Annotated in this window: 14 protein-coding genes and 1 pseudogene; 8 read left to right on the top strand and 7 right to left on the bottom strand. The window is 62.8% G+C overall.

All coding sequences use genetic code 11. The features are described 5' to 3' along the window. Positions 1–34 precede the first annotated feature (34 nt). On the top strand, positions 35–895 hold the full coding sequence (gene speE / locus D6C00_RS08890) for a polyamine aminopropyltransferase (RefSeq protein WP_125181397.1): 861 nt from the start codon (positions 35–37) through the stop codon (positions 893–895). Positions 896–982: 87 nt separating this feature from the next. On the opposite strand, the gene D6C00_RS08885 is transcribed toward speE, so the two are convergent. The 3 genes and pseudogenes from D6C00_RS08885 to D6C00_RS16570 form a co-directional block, all read right to left on the bottom strand. Then, complete coding sequence (locus D6C00_RS08885) at positions 983–1,795, bottom strand: ABC transporter permease (protein WP_125181396.1); 813 nt, start codon at positions 1,793–1,795, stop codon at positions 983–985. After that, positions 1,792–2,409, bottom strand: a complete 618-nt coding sequence (locus tag D6C00_RS08880) for an ABC transporter ATP-binding protein (RefSeq protein WP_125181395.1) — start codon at positions 2,407–2,409, stop codon at positions 1,792–1,794. The genes D6C00_RS08885 and D6C00_RS08880 overlap by 4 nt, the downstream gene beginning before the upstream one ends. A 49-nt stretch (positions 2,410–2,458) precedes the next feature. Continuing rightward, positions 2,459–3,560: pseudogene (locus D6C00_RS16570) on the bottom strand (TRAP transporter substrate-binding protein). Positions 3,561–3,992: 432 nt separating this feature from the next. Between D6C00_RS16570 and D6C00_RS08870 the strand changes: the two are divergent. After that, entirely contained in the window at positions 3,993–6,869 is a 2,877-nt protein-coding gene (locus D6C00_RS08870) for a putative bifunctional diguanylate cyclase/phosphodiesterase (RefSeq protein ID WP_125181394.1), read from the top strand. A 106-nt stretch (positions 6,870–6,975) separates the two neighbouring features. On the opposite strand, the gene D6C00_RS08865 is transcribed toward D6C00_RS08870, so the two are convergent. Together D6C00_RS08865 and uvrD are read right to left on the bottom strand one after the other, a co-directional pair. After that, entirely contained in the window at positions 6,976–7,572 is a 597-nt protein-coding gene (locus D6C00_RS08865) for an outer membrane beta-barrel protein (protein ID WP_125181393.1), read from the bottom strand. A 101-nt stretch (positions 7,573–7,673) separates the two neighbouring features. Then, positions 7,674–9,869, bottom strand: a complete 2,196-nt coding sequence (uvrD, locus tag D6C00_RS08860) for a DNA helicase II (RefSeq protein WP_125181392.1) — start codon at positions 9,867–9,869, stop codon at positions 7,674–7,676. 454 nt (positions 9,870–10,323) lie between these two features. On the opposite strand from uvrD, the gene D6C00_RS08855 reads away from it, so the two are divergent. The 3 genes from D6C00_RS08855 to D6C00_RS08845 all read left to right on the top strand — a co-directional run bounded on the left by D6C00_RS08855 (position 10,324) and on the right by D6C00_RS08845 (position 12,469). Further along, positions 10,324–10,842 (top strand): DUF2141 domain-containing protein, encoded by a 519-nt coding sequence (locus D6C00_RS08855; RefSeq protein WP_125181391.1) that lies wholly within the window; start codon positions 10,324–10,326, stop codon positions 10,840–10,842. Between the two features lie 429 nt (positions 10,843–11,271). Then, positions 11,272–11,757, top strand: a complete 486-nt coding sequence (locus D6C00_RS08850; RefSeq protein WP_125181390.1) for a hypothetical protein — start codon at positions 11,272–11,274, stop codon at positions 11,755–11,757. A gap of 31 nt (positions 11,758–11,788) precedes the next feature. Continuing rightward, entirely contained in the window at positions 11,789–12,469 is a 681-nt protein-coding gene (locus D6C00_RS08845) for a GNAT family N-acetyltransferase (protein ID WP_241546833.1), read from the top strand. A 252-nt stretch (positions 12,470–12,721) separates the two neighbouring features. Here D6C00_RS08845 and D6C00_RS08840 read toward each other — a convergent pair whose 3' ends face one another. Then, positions 12,722–13,336: a hypothetical protein gene (locus D6C00_RS08840; RefSeq protein ID WP_125181389.1), complete on the bottom strand. Its 615-nt coding sequence runs from the start codon at positions 13,334–13,336 to the stop codon at positions 12,722–12,724. A gap of 976 nt (positions 13,337–14,312) precedes the next feature. On the opposite strand from D6C00_RS08840, the gene D6C00_RS08835 reads away from it, so the two are divergent. The 3 genes from D6C00_RS08835 (at position 14,313) to D6C00_RS08825 (ending at position 16,946) form a co-directional block, all read left to right on the top strand. Next, the gene (locus D6C00_RS08835; RefSeq protein ID WP_125181388.1) at positions 14,313–15,878 is read left to right on the top strand and encodes a glutamate synthase-related protein; all 1,566 of its coding nucleotides are present in this window, start codon (positions 14,313–14,315) and stop codon (positions 15,876–15,878) included. Between the two features lie 132 nt (positions 15,879–16,010). Beyond that, positions 16,011–16,424 (top strand): nucleoside diphosphate kinase regulator, encoded by a 414-nt coding sequence (rnk, locus tag D6C00_RS08830; RefSeq protein ID WP_125181387.1) that lies wholly within the window; start codon positions 16,011–16,013, stop codon positions 16,422–16,424. 33 nt (positions 16,425–16,457) lie between these two features. After that, complete coding sequence (locus tag D6C00_RS08825) at positions 16,458–16,946, top strand: TspO/MBR family protein (RefSeq protein WP_125181386.1); 489 nt, start codon at positions 16,458–16,460, stop codon at positions 16,944–16,946. Positions 16,947–17,057: 111 nt separating this feature from the next. Here the strand turns inward: D6C00_RS08825 and D6C00_RS08820 are convergent, their stop codons facing one another. Beyond that, complete coding sequence (locus tag D6C00_RS08820; RefSeq protein WP_158675371.1) at positions 17,058–17,213, bottom strand: PEP-CTERM sorting domain-containing protein; 156 nt, start codon at positions 17,211–17,213, stop codon at positions 17,058–17,060. Between the last annotated feature and the right edge of the window lie 221 nt (positions 17,214–17,434).

Raw genomic sequence — 17,434 nt, 5'->3', positions numbered from 1 at the left:
CGCCGCCCCAACGCCGCCGACAAAGGTCAAACGCATGTCCCTGGACACCCACTGGTTCACCGAAACCTGCGAGGAGGGCGGCTCTGCCTTCTCGCTCAAGATCAGCCGCAAGCTGCACGAGGAACAGAGCCCGTACCAGCGCATCGAGATCTTCGAGACCGAGAAATTCGGCAACCTGATGGTCATCGACGGCTTCGTGATGCTGACCAGCCGCGACAACTTTCTCTATCACGAAATGATGTCGCACCCGGCCCTGTTCACCCACCCGAATCCCGGACGCGTTGTCATCATCGGCGGCGGCGACTGCGGCACGCTGCGCGAGGTGCTGCGCCATGACAGCATCGAGCATGCCCTGCAGGTGGAGATCGACGAACGGGTCACGCGCATCTCGGAGAAATTCTTCCCCGAACTGTGCGAGTCCAACAATGATCCGCGCGCCGAATTCTATTTCGGCGACGGCATCCAGTGGATGGCGGACGCCGAGCCGGGCAGCGTGGACGTGGTGATCGTGGACAGCACCGACCCCATCGGCCCGGCCAAGGGGCTGTTCACCGAGGCCTTCTACCGCGACTGCTTCAATGCCATGGGCGAACACGGCGTACTGGTGCAGCAGAGCGAATCGCCGCTGTATCACATGCGCATACTGAAACCCATGCACCAGGCCATGCGTGCGGCCGGCTTCGATGCGACCGCCAGCCTGTTCTATCCGCAGCCGGTGTATCCGTCCGGCTGGTGGACCGCCACGATGGCGGTCAAGGGCGGCACGGCCCATGAGTTCCGCGAACAGGCCGCGGCGGACAAGCCCTTCGAGACCCTGTACTACAATCGTGACCTGCACCGCGGCGCGCTGGCGATGCCCGAGTTCTTCCGCAAGGCGCTGGAGGACAGCCCGTAGGCCGGAATAAGGGCCATGCGGCCCGTTTCCGGCAGCCGCCGGAAATTGCCGGGAGCGCTGCGCTTATCCCGGCCGACGACTGCAGATTCAACTGGCCCGCCGGTCGCCGTTGCCCACATGCAGCCGGTCCAGCCGCAGCCGGTGACGTTCGTCGAACAGCCGCCGGGACACCAGGCCCAGACTGGCCAGTGTGCCCAGCCCCGTTCCCACCGAGATCAGGAACATGATCATGATCTGGTACTTGACCGCCTCCACCGGATCGGCGCCGGCCAGGATCTGACCGGTCATCATCCCCGGCAGGCTGACCACGCCGGCCGCGGCCATGGCGTTGATGATGGGGATCAGGCCGCTGCGCGCCGCCTCGCGCTTGAGGTCGCAGATCGCCTCGGTCGCGGTCGCGCCCAGCATCAGCCGGCCCTCGATCTGCTGGCGCTGCTGCCAGGCGGATTGCGTCAGCCGGTCCATGGCGATGGAGATCCCGTTCATGGTGTTGCCCAGCAGCATGCCCAGCAGCGGAATGGCGTACTGGGGCGCGTACCAGGGTTCGTTGCCGATGATCACCCACAGCGCGAACAGGGTGACGGTGAACGAGGACAGGAACATGGAAAAGGTCCCCACCCCGAAGCTCCACCAGCCGGTCAGGCGTCGCCCCTGGCGCACCATCACCTCGCGCCCGGCCACGGTGAGCATGACCAGCGAGATCAGCCCGATGAAGGCGGGATGAGCCAGGTCGAACAACCATTTCAGCACCAGGCCGATGAGCAGCAGCTGCACCGTGGTACGCAGGGCGGCGACCAGAATCTGGTTGCGCAGCTGGCGCTGCAGCCGCCCCGACAGGAAGGCCAGCAGCAGCACCAGCAGCGCGGCCAGGACCAGATCCCAGTGGCTCAGATGGATCACGCGGCCTGCTCCTCGCGGATGGTGCCGCCCGCAGCCACTCTGTAGCAGCGCACCGCCACCTTCCGCAGCTGCGCCTGATCGTGCCCGACCCAGATCGCGGCCGCGCCGCTGCCGTCCAGATAGTCGCGGATCAGGGCCTCGGCGCGCCCGGCGTTGTCGCGATCCAGGTTGGCGGTGGGCTCGTCCAGCAGCAGCACCCGCGGCCGCAGCGCCAGCACCCGCAGCAGCGCCAGGCGCTGCTTCTCGCCGCTGGACAGGCGGTCGATGCGCCATCCCAGCACCTCCGGTTTGAATCCCAGTGCCGACAGCGCCGCGGCATCCGGTTCGTCGGGGAAGTGCGGCCCGACGGTGTCGTGCCACCAGGCGCTCTCGGCCGGCAGCAGCGCCACCCGGCGTCGCCAGTCCCAGGGTTTGAGCGAACCGGCGGCCTCGCCGTCCAGCCACATCCCGCCCCGGTGCGGATCCAGATCGGCCAGCGCCCGCAGCAGCCGGCTCTTGCCGCTGCCCGATGCGCCAGTCAGGCCGACGCACTCGCCCGGCTGCAGCGCCAGGTCCAGCGGGCCGATGTCTGCCACCGCCAGGTTCCGCACCCGGAACAATTCGGATCGATTCATGATAACTGGGGAGGAAGGCCCGCCCGGCGGCAAACACCGGCGGGCTTCATCAGCAACGGGTCGGCGCGCCCGTGCCGGCGCGGGCGTTCAGATAGGCCCGCTCCGAGACATCGTGCCAGGCCATGACCTGATCGCGGAACCTGATGAAGGACTCATATACCTTGCGCGCCTTCCGATCCTTCTCCGCGATCTCGCCGACCACTTCGTCCGACAGCGCCTTGAGTTTGGCGATGACCGGATCGGGCAGGCGGCGCAGGTCCACCTTGTGCTTGTTGACCAGGGTGTGCAGGGCATCGTTGTTGCGTGCCGTGTATTCGGCCAGCATGTCCTGGTTGGCGACCCGACAGGCGTTGGTGACGATGCGCTGCAGATCCTTCGGCAGCGCATCGTAGGCCTCCTTGTTGATGAAGGATTCGAGCGTGGTGCCGGGCTCGTGCCAGCCGGGATAATAATAGTATCTGGCCGCCTTGTGCAGACCGAAGGCCAGATCATTGTAGGGCCCGACCCACTCGGTCGCGTCGATGTTGCCCGATTGCAGCGAGGTGAAGATCTCGCCGCCGGGCAGGCTCACCGGGGTGCCTCCGGCCCGGTGCAGCACCTCGCCGCCCAGGCCGGGGATGCGCATCTTCAGGCCTTCCAGGTCATCAACGCTGTTGATCTCCTTGTTGAACCAGCCGGCCATCTAGTACGCCGGTGTTGCCGGCCGCGGTCGGGACCAGGCCGAATTCGGCATAGATTTCCTGCCACAGCTGCATGCCGCCACCGTGATACAGCCAGCCGTTCATCTCCTGCGCGGTCAGCCCGAAGGGCACGGCGGAGAAGAACTGCGCTGCCTGGGACTTGCCCTTCCAGTAATAGGCCGCACCGTGGCCCATCTCGGCGGTGCCGCGGGAGACGGCGTCGAAGATCTCGAAGGCCGGCACCAGCTCGCCGGCGCCGTAGACCTTGACCTGCAGCCGGCCGTCGCTCATCTCGGTGATCAGCTTTGCCAGAAAGTTCGCCCCCGTACCCAGGCCGGGGAAGTTCTTGGGCCAAGTGGTAACCATCTTCCAGCGCTGTTTACCGGCGGCGATGGCGGGCGCCCCGGCGAGCAGCGTGCCGGCGGCGACCGCTCCGGCCCCGGCACTGCGAACGAAATCACGACGTTTCATGCATCCCCCTGGGGTGTACTGAAGTCAGGAAAGTGGGGGAATTGAACCACAAAGGGCGTGAAAGGCACAAAGGCGGATCCAAAGCCTTAAACCGCAAAGGCGCCAGAGGTAAAGACTTTGGGCAGGTAAAATCCCACTGTCATTGCGAGGCGCGCGCCCGAGCGCAGCGACAAAGTGCCCTTGGGGTGTAGCGCTGCGGCAATCTTTTCTTCGAGTTCTCAGGAAACTCACGAGACTGCTTCGCACACGCCCGCAATGACAGAAAAATCCTGGCGCACCTTATTCGCCTTGGCGGTTTAATCTTTCCAAAAACCACTTGCAATCGGGAAAAGTTATGACATTATACTCTCAAGCAACATTCAGAAAATTGCTTAATGCTATATAATATAAAGAATATTACCACAGTGCTCCGGGCCTCGAGGAAAAGGTATCGTGACTGAAGCCGAGCTGAGCGCGCTGCGCCGGCGCTTCGGCCTGGGCATCGGCCTGGGACTCGCCGCCACCCCGCTGTTCGGACTGGGGTTCGGCCATCTGTTCAATCTCCTCTCCACCGATCAGGCCCTCGCCGCGGTCAGCGCCGGCGTGCTCCCGAGCCTGCTGCTGGCACTGCTGGCCTTCGCCGGCCTGCATTTCAGCCGCTATCTCCAGCCCTTTCTCGCCTGGATGCGCAAGTCGGAAGCCGGTCATTCGGCCGGTCACCTGCAGCGTCGGCTGGCACGCTTTCCGCGCGAGTACTGGGGTCTGTTCCTGATCACCGCGCTGGCCACGCCCAGCCTGTTCCTGGCCTCGCTGCCGGGCGGGCTGGCCGCGCGGCCCGAGACCTTCCTGCACCTGCTGCTGATTCAGCTCGGCGTGGCCGTGCTCGCCGGGATGCCGGGCTACCTGATGGCGCTGGACGGCCTGGGCCTGCTGGTCGCCCGGCTGGGGCTCGCCCGGGTGCACGTCAGTGTGAAATCCAAGCTGATGCTGCTCGGCGGTCTGGTGCCGCTGCTCTCCTATGCCCTCATCATCCAGTACTTCTGGCTGGACATGCGCGGCCTGAACACCGAACTGCTGGTGGTCTGGGCGCTGCTGGGTACGGCAACCCTGGCGCTGACCCTGCTGTCCATCCGCAGCCTGTCCCAGTCCCTGCAACCGGTGCAGGAGGTGCTGCAACGCAGCGGCGCCTCCACCCACGCGGAACTGGCAGGACTGCGGCCGCAATCCACGGACGAAATCGGTTACCTCACGCAAACCCTGGGCAAACTCTTTCGCCGGCTCGGCGATCAGGAGTCCTATATGCGCGCCGTTGTCGACACCGCCGCCGAAGGCATCATCGTGGTCGATGAGCAGGGCAATATCGACACCTTCAATCCGGCCGCCGAACGCCTGTTCGGGTTCCTGGCGATGGAGATCCGCGGCAAGCCGCTGGCCTGGCTGCTGCCCGAGATCGCCGGCGCGGACGCCGTCCCCGCGATCACGCCCAGCGAGGAGGAAACCACCGGACTGCACCGCAACGGCAAACCGCTGCCGGTCTCGATCCGGGTGAGCCGCATGGAGATCTCGCACCGCAGCATGTACACCTGCCTGGTCGCCGACATCACCCAGCGCAAACGGGCCGAGGAAAACCTCATCGCCGCCGAGGCGCGCTACCGCGACCTGGTCGAGACCGCGCACGACCTGGTCTGGAGCATGGACCCCGAGGGCCGCTGGACCTACCTCAACGGCGCCTGTCAGTCCATTTACGGTTATACCCCGCAGGAGATGACCGGCCGCCACCTGCGCGAATTCCAGGTCGCCACCCATGCCGAGATGGACAGCGAGGCCTTCCAGGCCATCCTGAGCGGCAAGGAGCTGGTGCAGTACGAGACAGTGCACATCGACCGCGAGGGCCGTCAGCATCATCTGAGCTTCAACGCCCGCGCCCACTTCGATGACGCGGGCAAGGTGATGCACATCAGCGGCACGGCGCGCGACATAAGCGAACAGAAGGCTTTCCAGCAGCAATTGAGCTACCAGGCCGAGCACGACTCGCTCACCGGGCTGTTCAACCGTCACTACTTCCAGCAGGAGCTGGAACGCACCGTGGCCCGCGCCGCCCGCAACGGCGCAGAGTGCGCCCTGTTCTACATCGACCTGGACCAGTTCAAATACATCAATGACACCCTCGGCCACGCCGCCGGCGACCAGTTGCTGATCGAGATCAGCGGCCTGCTCTCCAGCCATGTGCGTGAGGGCGACCTGGTGGCGCGCTTCGGCGGCGACGAGTTCACCCTGCTGGTCTACAACGTCGGCAGCGAGCAGGCCCCGCGCGTGGCCGAGAATTTCCGCCAGCTGTTCGAGGCCTACAAGTTCTACCACGACGGCAAGAGCTTCAACGTGACCTGCTCCATCGGCGGCGCGGTGATCGACCGGGCGGTGGATTCCGCCGACGAGGTGATGTCGCACGCGGACCTGGCCTGCAACATGGCCAAGACCGAGGGCCGCAACCGGGTGCACTTCTACAATCCGGCCGATCGCGACAAGGCCGGCATGGCCGAGGACATGGGCTGGGCCGCTCGGGTCCGCGAGATGCTGGAACAGGACCGCTTCCAGCTGGTCTACCAGCCCATCGCCGACGTACGCACCGGCGCAGTGACCGACTATGAAGTGCTGGTACGGATGGTATGCGACGACGGCGATGTCATCCTGCCCGGCGGCTTCATGCCGGCGGCGGAGCGCTTCGGCCTGATCCACGCCGTGGACCGCTGGATCGTCGCCCGCGCCATCCACCAGCTCACCCATCTGCGCGAGCAGGGCAAGGAAGTGTGCTTCTCCATCAACCTCTCTGCCAAGGCCTTCGAGGACCACACCCTGCTGCCCATGATCCAGGCCCAGCTGGCCGACACCGGCCTGGACCCGAGCTGGCTCACCTTCGAGATCACCGAGACCGCCGCCATCGCCAACCTGGGCGCGGCCGAGCGCTTCATCGGCGAACTCAAGAACATCGGCTGTCAGTTCGCGCTGGACGACTTCGGCTCCGGCTTCAGCTCCTTCTCCTATCTCAAGCACCTGCCGGTGGACAAGCTCAAGATCGACGGCTCCTTCGTCCAGGGCATGGCGCAGGCCGAGGTCGATCAGGCCATGGTGCAGTCGATGAACCAGGTCGCCCACGCCCTGGGCAAGGCGACCATCGCCGAATACGTGGAATCGGAGGCCATACTGAAACTGCTGCAGCAGTACGGTGTGGACTACGCCCAGGGCAACTATATTGGCCGCCCCAACGAATCACTGATCAACCTGGCCGCCACCCGGCCGGTCTACACCAATGTGACTCAGTTGAAGACATGACCGTGTTCAACACCGCCAGCTAATAAAACCATGGATGGCTATATGTCACGGAAGACAGCCCCACCCCTGCCCCTCTGGATGAGGGGTTCTTTTTTTGTGGAATCCGCTAGAATCGCACCGACAACCCCACGTTTCCCTCCAGCTGCCCGAACCCGCTGCTCTCCACCCGCGCCACGCAGGCACCGCCGGCGCAGAAGACGGCCGCATCCGAATCCATGAAGGTGGTGTAGCCGCGCAGCTCCAGCCGCAGGCCGACGTTCCGTGTCAGCCAGATCTTGTAACCGCCGTTCAGCTGGAACATGAGCCGGGTCTCGTCGTCGTAGTCCGACCCGTCCGGGGACATGTGGGTCACACCGAAGCCGGCGCCGATGAAGGGTTCGACCTTCTCGTCCCGCCAGACATAGATGCCGCCGGCCGAGAAATGCGTGACGTCCAGGTCGAAGCCCGGCGCGACGGTCGGCCCCGGCTTGAGGGAGGTGTTCTGGCGGCTGAACATGAACTCCCACTGGGTGTTGGCGTCGTGATCGATGTTCAGGACCAGGCCGTAGCTGGCCGACTCGTCCAGATCCAGCGAGTCGCCGTTGCCGGTGTCCTCGAAACCACCGCCGCCGCGGTAGCCGGCGATGGGGGTGAGTTCAATGTCGCGCGCCGCGGCGGCCGGCAGTGTCAACGCAAGGAGGGGGAATACAAACAGATAGCGCATAAGGATCAGGTCCGGTCGGCTAAGGTCTCACCGAAGAGTGTAGACAACCCACGTCCACCCCTCTCCCCCTCGGGAAGAGGGGCAGGGGTGAGGCGCTTGAATCACACCGGCGCCAGGTTCGCATACGCCACCACCAGCCACTTGGGCCCGGCTTCCTGGAAGTTCACCTGCACCCGCGCGTGCGGGCCGTTGCCCTCGTAGTTGAGCACCACGCCCTCGCCGAACTTGGGGTGCTGCACCCGCGAGCCCAGGGCCAGCTCGGCGTCGGCGGCCTCGTCGGCGTACAGACCGGAAGCGGTCGCCGGCGCCGCCGCGCCGCCCAGACCACCATAAGTCGGCTGCGGCCGTACCTCCTGCAGCAGTCCCTGCGGCAGCTCGCGCAGAAAGCGCGAGGGGATGGCGTAGTTGTCCTGACCGTGCAGGCGGCGACGCTCGGCATAGCTCACATGCAGACGCTGACGGGCGCGGGTCATGCCGACATAGCACAGGCGACGCTCCTCCTCCAGCCGCCCCGGCTCGTCGATGGACATCTGGTGCGGGAACAGGCCCTCCTCCAGTCCGGCCATGAACACCACCGGGAACTCCAGTCCCTTGGCCGAGTGCAGGGTCATCAGCTGCACGCAGTCCTCCCAGGCGTCGGCCTGGCCCTCGCCGGCCTCCAGCGCGGCATGGGCGAGGAAGGCGGTCAGCGGATCGGGCTCGCCCTCGGTCAGATCCTCTTCCGCCTCCTCCGGCGGCTGGAACACCCGGGCGGCGTTGACCAGTTCCTCCAGGTTCTCGATCCGGGCCTGACCGCGTTCGCCCTTCTCCTTTTTGAAGTGCTCGATCAGGCCGCTGGCCTGGATCATGGCCTCGGCCTGTTCGTGCAGGTCCAGCTCCAGGATGCTCTCGGCTGCCGTCTCGATCAGCTCGATGAAGCCCTTGAGCGCGTTCACTGCCCGGGCATTGAGCGCCTGCTCCGCCACGATGCGGCGTGCCGACTCCCACAGGGAGATGTCCAGCGCCCGGGCCTGCTCGCGCACCGCGCCCAGGGTGCGCTCGCCGATGCCGCGCGGCGGCTGGTTGACGATGCGCTCGAAGGAAGCGTCGTCGGCCCGGTTGCTGGCCAGGCGCAGGTAGCCCAGGGCGTCCTTGATCTCCGCGCGCTCGAAGAAGCGCAGCCCCCCGTACACCCTGTATGGTATGGCGCGCTGCATGAGCTGCTCCTCGAACACCCGCGACTGGGCGTTGGAGCGGTACAGGATGGCGATCTCCGAGCGCGTCTGGCCGGTCTCGGTGAACTGTTCGATGCGCTCGATGACGTACTGTGCCTCCTCGTACTCGTTGTAGGCGTTGTACAGCTCGATCGGCTCGCCGTCCTCGCCCTCGGTCCAGAGGTTCTTGCCCATGCGCCCGGCGTTGTGGGCGATGAGCGCATTGGCGGCGGCCAGGATGGTACCGGTGGAGCGGTAGTTCTGCTCCAGCCGTACCAGCTGGGTGCCGGGGAAGTCTTCGGAGAAGCGTTGGATGTTCTCGATGCGCGCCCCGCGCCAGCCGTAGATGGACTGGTCGTCATCGCCCACGGCGAACACCCGCCCGGTCTGGCCGGCCAGCAGCCGCAGCCAGGCATACTGGATGCTGTTGGTGTCCTGGAACTCGTCGACCAGGATGTGGCCGAAGCGCTGCTGGTAATGCGCCAGCACCCGGGGGTATTTCAGCCACAGCTCGTGGGCGCGCAGCAGGATCTCGGCAAAATCCACCAGCCCCAGCCGCTGACACAGCTCGTCGTAGGCCACATAGACCCGGATCTGGGTCTTGATGAAGGGATCATCGTAGTGCTCGACGTGCTGCGGGCGCAGGCCCTCGTCCTTGCGCCCGTTGATGAACCACTGCAGCTGCTTCGGGGGAAAGCGGGCCTCGTCCAGCTCCAGCTGGCGCAGCACCCGTTTGACCAGGCGCAGCTGGTCGTCGGAGTCGATGATCTGGAAGGTCTCGGGCAGCCCGGCCTCCTGCCAGTGGGCGCGTAGCAGCCGGTGCGCCAGGCCGTGGAAGGTGCCCACCCACATGCCGCGCGCCGGCACCCCCAGCAGTTCCTCGATGCGCCCGCGCATCTCCCGCGCCGCCTTGTTGGTGAAGGTCACCGCCAGGATCCCGAACGGCGAGACCCGCTCCACCTGGATCAGCCAGGCAATGCGGTGGACCAGCACCCGGGTCTTGCCGCTGCCGGCCCCGGCCAGCACCAGCACATGCCCGGCCGGCGCCGTCACCGCCTCGCGCTGGGCGTCGTTCAGGGGGTCGAGTATCGGGGAAATATCCATGCGGGCATTTTACCAGATCGGGCGGGCGGTATGACGGGGCCGGTGTGCCCGTCCGGGCAGATACCGGCGCGGACGCCACGACTGTGGCAGCAAAATCACCAGAATCACTACTGGTCAAACATACAGCAACGAAAAATGCCGCTCAAGCGATCTACCCCAGCTTCGGAGGATAGCATAAGTTTCTGATTTCAGAGGGATGGAAAAAACCGGCCTAATCCAGCTCGAGCAATAACACTGCGGGTGGGCTATAACTCCGGAATCCGCACAAAATGCCGACCCGGCGGGATAGCATTACATAACCTATTTTGCACCTGATTTAATGGTACTTTCGAATAACACAACCAGTAGCGCCGCTCTGCCCAGAATAATATCCGGCATCTGCGGTATATTCATACGTTAGGAATATAATGGCGGATTCAGCCAGTCTACGTAGACCGGAATTGTGAAGCAGATTATGGATGAGTCAATTCTTCAGAAGCCCTCGTTGTCCTCCCTGGCCAGACATCTGGTGACGCGGTCCCCCATGGGAGTTCGGTCTGCAGCATTATGTGCAGTGCTGGTGTTTTCAAACCTCCCCGCCATCGCCTTTGCCCAAACATCCTGCCCTGGAATTCACGTAAGGATTCTGGACATCAGAAACAGCATTGGAGCGGTAGCCTGTGCGCTTTTCGAATCGCCAGAGGGCTTTCCTGCCGAGTTTCTGCAATTCGCAACCAATATCATGATTATAAAGGTTCGGGATACGCAGGCGCGTTGCGACTTTTTAGATATCCCGCCGGGTACGTATGCACTGGCCGTCATTCATGATGAAAACATGGACGGCAAGCTTAACACCAACTGGCTGGGGATCCCCAGGGAAGGCTACGGTTTTTCAAACGACGCAAAAGCCTTGTTGGGCGCACCTTCGTTCGAAGCCGCCAGCTTTTCATACGATGGGCAAAGCCTGGATCTGACGATCGGGCTGAATTACTGAGCGACCTTTGTTTTTATGTGCCTAACGGGGTCGGTGGCAACCGATAATTATTTACATTAACATTTATCACCGACTTCCCGGACCGAAGCCCTTAATTAATACTTGAGTTCTATAACTCCCCTGCCTTCAGAGCAAACTGTTCTGCCGCAGCACATCGCCCTGTCGGATCGGCCACTGCCTGTCTGATGGCGGCCCGGGTCGTCAGCATTCCCTTTCAGGATTTAAGCCCGCGTAGTGAATTGAGTTCACGCAGCGCGGGGACGCGGCCGGAAGCGGATCAAGCAACGCCGGCAACAATATGATAAAAAGGGAGAAGAACAAACGGAGTCGGTGACAAATAATGATGCAAATTATTATTAGTTGTCACCGACCTTTATTCGACCAGGCCCGTGACTGGCCTTACGCGTCAGACGACAAAAGCAGGACGACATGGAAGAGAATGACATTGAAATAAATCCGGAAAAAATGCACGCCCCCAGCTATAAACTGCTGGTTACAACCCCCATGGCCGCAATCATGGTAAGCGGGAAGGCCAACAGCGAATGGGCGGACTTGCTGGAATCCATCGGGCCGATCTACGATTCAGCGGCGGAGGATACCGGCGGCGAGGTCAATGAAGCACTTTCAACCTTGGCGTTCATGCTGCAGGGCGGTGACAGGCTGATCAGAAAGTATTTTGATAATGAAGACCTGACGTTCGACAGGATGATGGAAATCTCCGCCGCTGGCGCCGATGTCTGGATATGCAAACTGAGCGACGGCGAGATTGATAAGTCCGATGCGATCAAACTGTTCAAGACCATCCAGGCCGGGTTGATCGAGGCGCTTGGCGATCTGCGCAATGAAAATGAAATGATCGATCAACTCATCCAGATCCAGGACAAGGCGGTTGAGCATATTTCGTCATTGAACTGAGGCAGGTTAGGCGCCAGACGCAACACCTCTGATGACCGCGGAAGCCGGGGCTCTGGATCCCGGCCTGCGCCGGGATGACGGTTATGGGCGTCCCGAGTCAGCACAGTCCGGGCCAGCCTTCTCTTCTCAACCACAATCTCATCCGCCTGAATACATTCTTCCCATGGACATACAGATACGCGCAACATCAGATTCCGACCGACTGGCAATCACCGACCTGCTGAATGCCGCCTTCGGCCCGGACGGAGCGGAAATCGCGGCGCTGGTGTCCGATCTGCTGGACGACCCCAGCGCACGTCCTTTGTTGTCACTGGCCGCAACCCGGGATGCGTGCGTCATCGGTTACATTCTGTTCACACACACGCAGATTGCAGGATCGGAGCCATCCCTTGCCTCGGCGATTCTTGCGCCGCTCGCAGTCCACCCGGACCATCAGGGCCGGGGCATCGGCGGGCGCCTCATCGAGGCGGGGCTGAAGCGGCTGAAGGATGCCGGCGTGGATCTGGTGTTCGTGCTCGGCCATCCCGGCTACTACCCCAGGTACGGCTTCGATCCCGCCGGGGAGCGGGGATTCGAGGCGCCGCACCCCATCCCGGGCGAACACGCTGCGGCCTGGATGGTGCGGACGCTGCGGCCCGGCGTGATCGGCACAGTCAGCGGCCAGGTGGTCTGTGCGGATACCCTGAACGACCCCAGGCACTGGAGTGAGTGAGCCGCCGCCCGTTACGGGATACAGTGCTGCGCATCTTTACCGGCCCCTATTCCGGATGACAGCGAAACTTTCCCGCCGTTATCCATGAAATCATGCCCCCCCCTAAAACCTCCGCTCATTCGGTGTCTCGATAAATCCAAAATATCCGGTGAAAATGATAAGGCAACTGATAGCTGATGTGACTGACCTGATAAAAACGCTCTATGGATATATCCGTTTTACAAAACTTTCACCTAACATTATTGACTTTTGCTAGCGCTTTTTGAAACTCAGCAGGCTGAGCAGCCCGACAAATCCGGATACGAATAGCCAAAGCGCAGCAGGCACCGGCACGGGAGTAAATGTCAAATCAAGCGCGAGCGAATACCCTTTAAATGGACCGTCAACTTCAGGAACACCAGGTATGCCGTCACCATCGGAATCGATAGCCATTAAGCTAATAATGCCATTGGGAGCGACGGTAATGTCCCAGACGTTAACGAGGTCGATATTAGTCGATGTATACCAGTTATAGAGTGCATGCATTCCCCACTGTCCATTACCGATATCTGCTGTGATGGTACTGGGAGAGGTACAGTCGGAAGAGCCGTCATTTAAACAGGCATCCCAGGAATAAGAACCCTGTGCCGTAATGATTTCCCCATTGATCGAAGTTTCATAATAGGTCCACAGATTATCCACATCCATGTGGATGGCACCGGTAATATCATTGTATGTTCCCGATATGGCGTTATTGCCCTGATAGGATACGCTCCCAGCCGAATCCCTCTGAATAAAATTCCCCCCCACTGAATATACTGCGGCATCTACGGAGGGGTGGACCAGAAAAAACAAAAACGCAGCCAAAATGGTTTTCGTACGCATCATGCAGGCCCTCCTAATTGGTGTTAGTTTCCGTCATTGAGACACTATGATCAAAGCAATAAATACGCCATAACCAAAACAATATGATTTTCAATTGAATGTAAATACGCACTGAATAGCCACAGCGTGTATTTGTTAAGCCTATCGACAGTTTTTGAGGCACAACAGAACAAAAGATGCCACTGAAGGTGCGGTGAAAAAACACAATCTTTATCATTTTCCACCATCCTCTTTGGCACTATCCCTTTCACCCAATGGACCTCCAAATACGCTCCGCATGCCACTCCGACAGACATGCCCTCACAGCCGTGCTCAATGCCGCCTTCGGCGACTCCAAGGGGAAGGAAATCTCAGCACTGGTCGGCAATCTGCAAAAGGATCCCACTTCACAGCCCCTGCTTACGTTAGTCGCGAAGGTAAACGAACGTATGTCAGGCATTCTGTTCAAGCACGCGTACATTGCCGGCCACAAACATGTAGTTTCCTCGGCCATCATCGCGCCCCTGGAATCCATCCGGACTATCAGGGTCGGTACATCGGCAGGGCCTCGTCGAGACGGGACTTGACGGGCTGAGGCGGCCGGAGTGGAACTGGTGTTCGTGCTCGGGCATCCCGGCTATCACAACGGATACGGCTTTGATCCCGCCGAAATCACGGGTTCAAGACGACACATCGCATCCCGCCCGAGCATACGGCGGCCTGGATGGTGCAGGCGCTGCAGGCCGGTGTGATCGGAAATGTGAGCGGGCGTGTGGTGTGTGCGGACAGCCTCAATGATCCGAGACATTGGCGGGAGTGAAGCGGCGGCCATTGCCGGTCCTTCGGTTGATGAAAGAGAGACCTGTACCCATGACCTCGGCATGCCGGGTTACGCTGCTGCGCATCTTTACCGACCTCTATTCCGGATGACAGCGAAACTTTCCCGCCGTTATGCTGATCTCATACCTGTGTTTCCTCTACCCGCAATCTGGAATCTCTCATGAGCAAACCCATCATCGCCGACAACCAGCCGATCCCGGTCGAACTGACCGAGGGCGAGGAATACTATTTCTGCGTCTGCGGTCGTTCCGGCAACCAGCCGTTCTGTGACGGCTCCCATGCCGGAACCGGCTTCACGCCGCTGGCGTTCACGGCCGAGGCCGACGGCGAGGCCTGGCTGTGCGCCTGCAAGCATTCGGGCAACCGGCCCTACTGCGACGGCACCCATCAGCAGTTCTCCGCTGACCAGGTGGGCCGGGAGGGGCCGGGGCTGGCGCAGGGGTCCGGCGACGCCATGCCCGCGCCGCAGGCAACGGCGGAGGAACCCCATGTCGAGCTCATCCATCAACTGGCCGAGGAAGGGCTGGCCGGTACGGGGCAGCACGGCCCGGTCGCGGCGATGGGGGTGCCGCGCGAGCGACTGCCGCAGTGGGACGACATCCAGATCCTGCCCGCGCAGCTGCACCGCCGGCCGCTCGCTGAGGATGCCGGGGTGACGACCGAACTGGTGGTGGGGCCGGGGGCGCGCCGGCCGCTGAGGCTCGAAATCCCGCTGCTGGTCTCGGACATGAGCTTCGGCGCCCTGTCCGAGGAGGCCAAGATCGCGCTGGCCACCGGTGCGGAGCTGGCGGGTACGGGCATCTGCTCGGGCGAAGGCGGCATGCTACCGGAGGAGCAGGCCGCCAACAGCCGCTATTTCTACGAGCTGGCCTCGGCGAAATTCGGCTACCGGGAGGAACTGCTGGCGCAGGTGCAGGCCTTTCACTTCAAGGGCGGTCAGGCGGCCAAGACCGGCACCGGCGGGCATCTGCCGGCAGCCAAGAACACCGGCCGCATCCCGGAGGTGCGCGGTATCCCGGCGGGCGAGCCGGCGATTTCGCCGCCGAGCTTCGCGGACCTGGCCACGCCGGACGATTTCCGGCGCTTCGCCGACCGGGTGCGCGAGATCAGCGGCGGCATTCCGGTCGGGTTCAAGCTCAGCGCCAATCACATCGAGCAGGACATCGGCTTCGCGCTGGAGTCGGGCGCCGATTACCTCATTCTCGACGGCCGCGGCGGCGGCACCGGGGCCTCGCCCCTGCTGTTCCGCGACCACATCAGCGTGCCCACCATCCCGGCACTGGCACGCGCCCGGCGCTGTCTGGATGCGGCCGGCGCCAGCGGCCGGGTGACCCTGATCGTCACCGGCGGCCTGCGGGTGCCGGCCGATTTCATCAAGGCGCTGGCCCTGGGCGCGGACGGCATCGCGCTGGCCAACAGCGCCATGCAGGCCATCGGCTGCGTGGGCGCGCGCATCTGTCACACCAACAACTGCCCCTCCGGCATCGCGACCCAGAAGCCGGAGCTGCGCCGGCGATTGGATATGGACCACGCGTCCCGGCGGCTGGCACGGTTCCTCGCCGCCTCGGTCGAGCTGATGCAGGTGATGGCACGCGCCTGCGGGCACTCGCGCCTGGCGGATTTCAGCCGCGAGGATCTGGCGACCTTCGATCGCGACATGGCACGACTGTCCGGGGTTGCGTATGCCGGTTTCGATGGCACGCTGACGGCTTCGGATTCGGATTGACTTTACCCGCGTTCCGGCCAAGGATAGCGGTTACAAGCAGACGTCAACGGGGTCGCCCCCAGGCCCCTGCCGGTTCGGTTCACAGGCAGGGTGCCCGGGGCGGCCTTTTTTACTCAGGCACAGGAAACCGCCATGTCCACGCAGCCCAAGATCGTCATTTCCTCACTCGATGCGGAGCGGCTGGAGAAGCTGCTCGATTCGATTCCCGACAGGGCCTTCCCGGGCAGGGACGAGCTCGAGGCCGAACTGGCCCGCGCCGACGTCGTCGAACCCAGGGATGTGCCGCCTGAGGTGGTGACCATGAATTCCACCGTTCGGTTCGAGGTCGAGTCCTCGGCCGAGGAATTCCGCCTGACCCTGGTGTATCCGAAGGATGTCGACGCCTCCGGGCAGACGATCTCCATCCTGGCGCCCGTGGGCAGCGCCCTGCTGGGCCTTTCCCAGGGCGATGAGATCGAGTGGCCGAAGCCGGGCGGGGGCAGCCTGCGGGTGCGCATCAAGGAGGTCACCTATCAGCCCGAGCGGGCCGGCGAATACCATCGCTGAAATGCAGCCGGGCGGCTTGCGCGGAAGCGCTCAATGATCCGACACACTGGCACGAATGGGCTCATCGGCCTGGCCGCCTGGCTGGGCATCAGTTACCTGGCCGCGGGGGTGGGCGCGATCGCCTCGGTCGATGCGGGCGGGTTCTATGCGCAATTGGCGCGCCCGGACTGGGCGCCGCCGGGCTGGGTATTCGGGCCGGTGTGGACCCTGCTCTACGGCCTGATGGGCGTGGCGGCCTGGCTGGTCTGGCGTAGCACCGACCGGACCCGGCCGGTGCTCACGCTGTTCCTGATCCAGCTCGCCGTGAACGCACTCTGGAGCTGGCTGTTCTTCGCCTGGCATCTGGGCGGGGCGGCGTTGGCGAATATCCTGCTGTTGTGGCCGCTGATCCTGCTGACAACACTTGGCTTCTGGCGGGTGCGGCCGCTGGCGGGTATGCTGCTGTTGCCCTATCTGACCTGGGTGGGCTTCGCGGCCTTGCTCAATTTCGCGGTATGGCGGCTCAACCCCGGACTGCTGTAATAACCGGGTGCAATAGATGTGTTGAGGATGACTAAAAGGGTCGGTGGCTTGCCACGAATTATTCCTGGGGCCACCGACTCCTGCAGGCCGGACCCTGCGCGAACACAGGGCTTATTTACGCCTGCGCGCCAGCAGCATGCCGACTGCGCCAATGCCGATCAGGGCCCAGGTCGCAGGCTCGGGGATAGGCTGGGGCGGCGGAGCTGTGCCGGCCCAGGTCACCGAAGAGATCATGAACAGGCCCAGAGCTGTCATCAGTTTTTGCATTATTTCGACTCCCATATTTATATTTCATGGCATCAGGGACGGCATTCGGGGAATGAAGCTGCAATCGCCCCCTTACGCATTTTGATGCAGACTTTGTTCCAGGCATGAAACAATGACGTCATATCATAGAATTAACGACGTATGCGGGTTAAACGACGCCTCTGATCGAGGCTGATTGTAAAAATCGCTGACACCCTTTCCGGCCGGGGCAATGTGCCACG

It is taken from the genome of Thiohalobacter thiocyanaticus, from assembly GCF_003932505.1.
In the GTDB taxonomy this organism is placed as follows: domain Bacteria; phylum Pseudomonadota; class Gammaproteobacteria; order Thiohalobacterales; family Thiohalobacteraceae; genus Thiohalobacter; species Thiohalobacter thiocyanaticus.
Note: the sequence above shows the minus strand (reverse complement) of the source record. Positions and strands in the feature narration are given on the sequence as shown.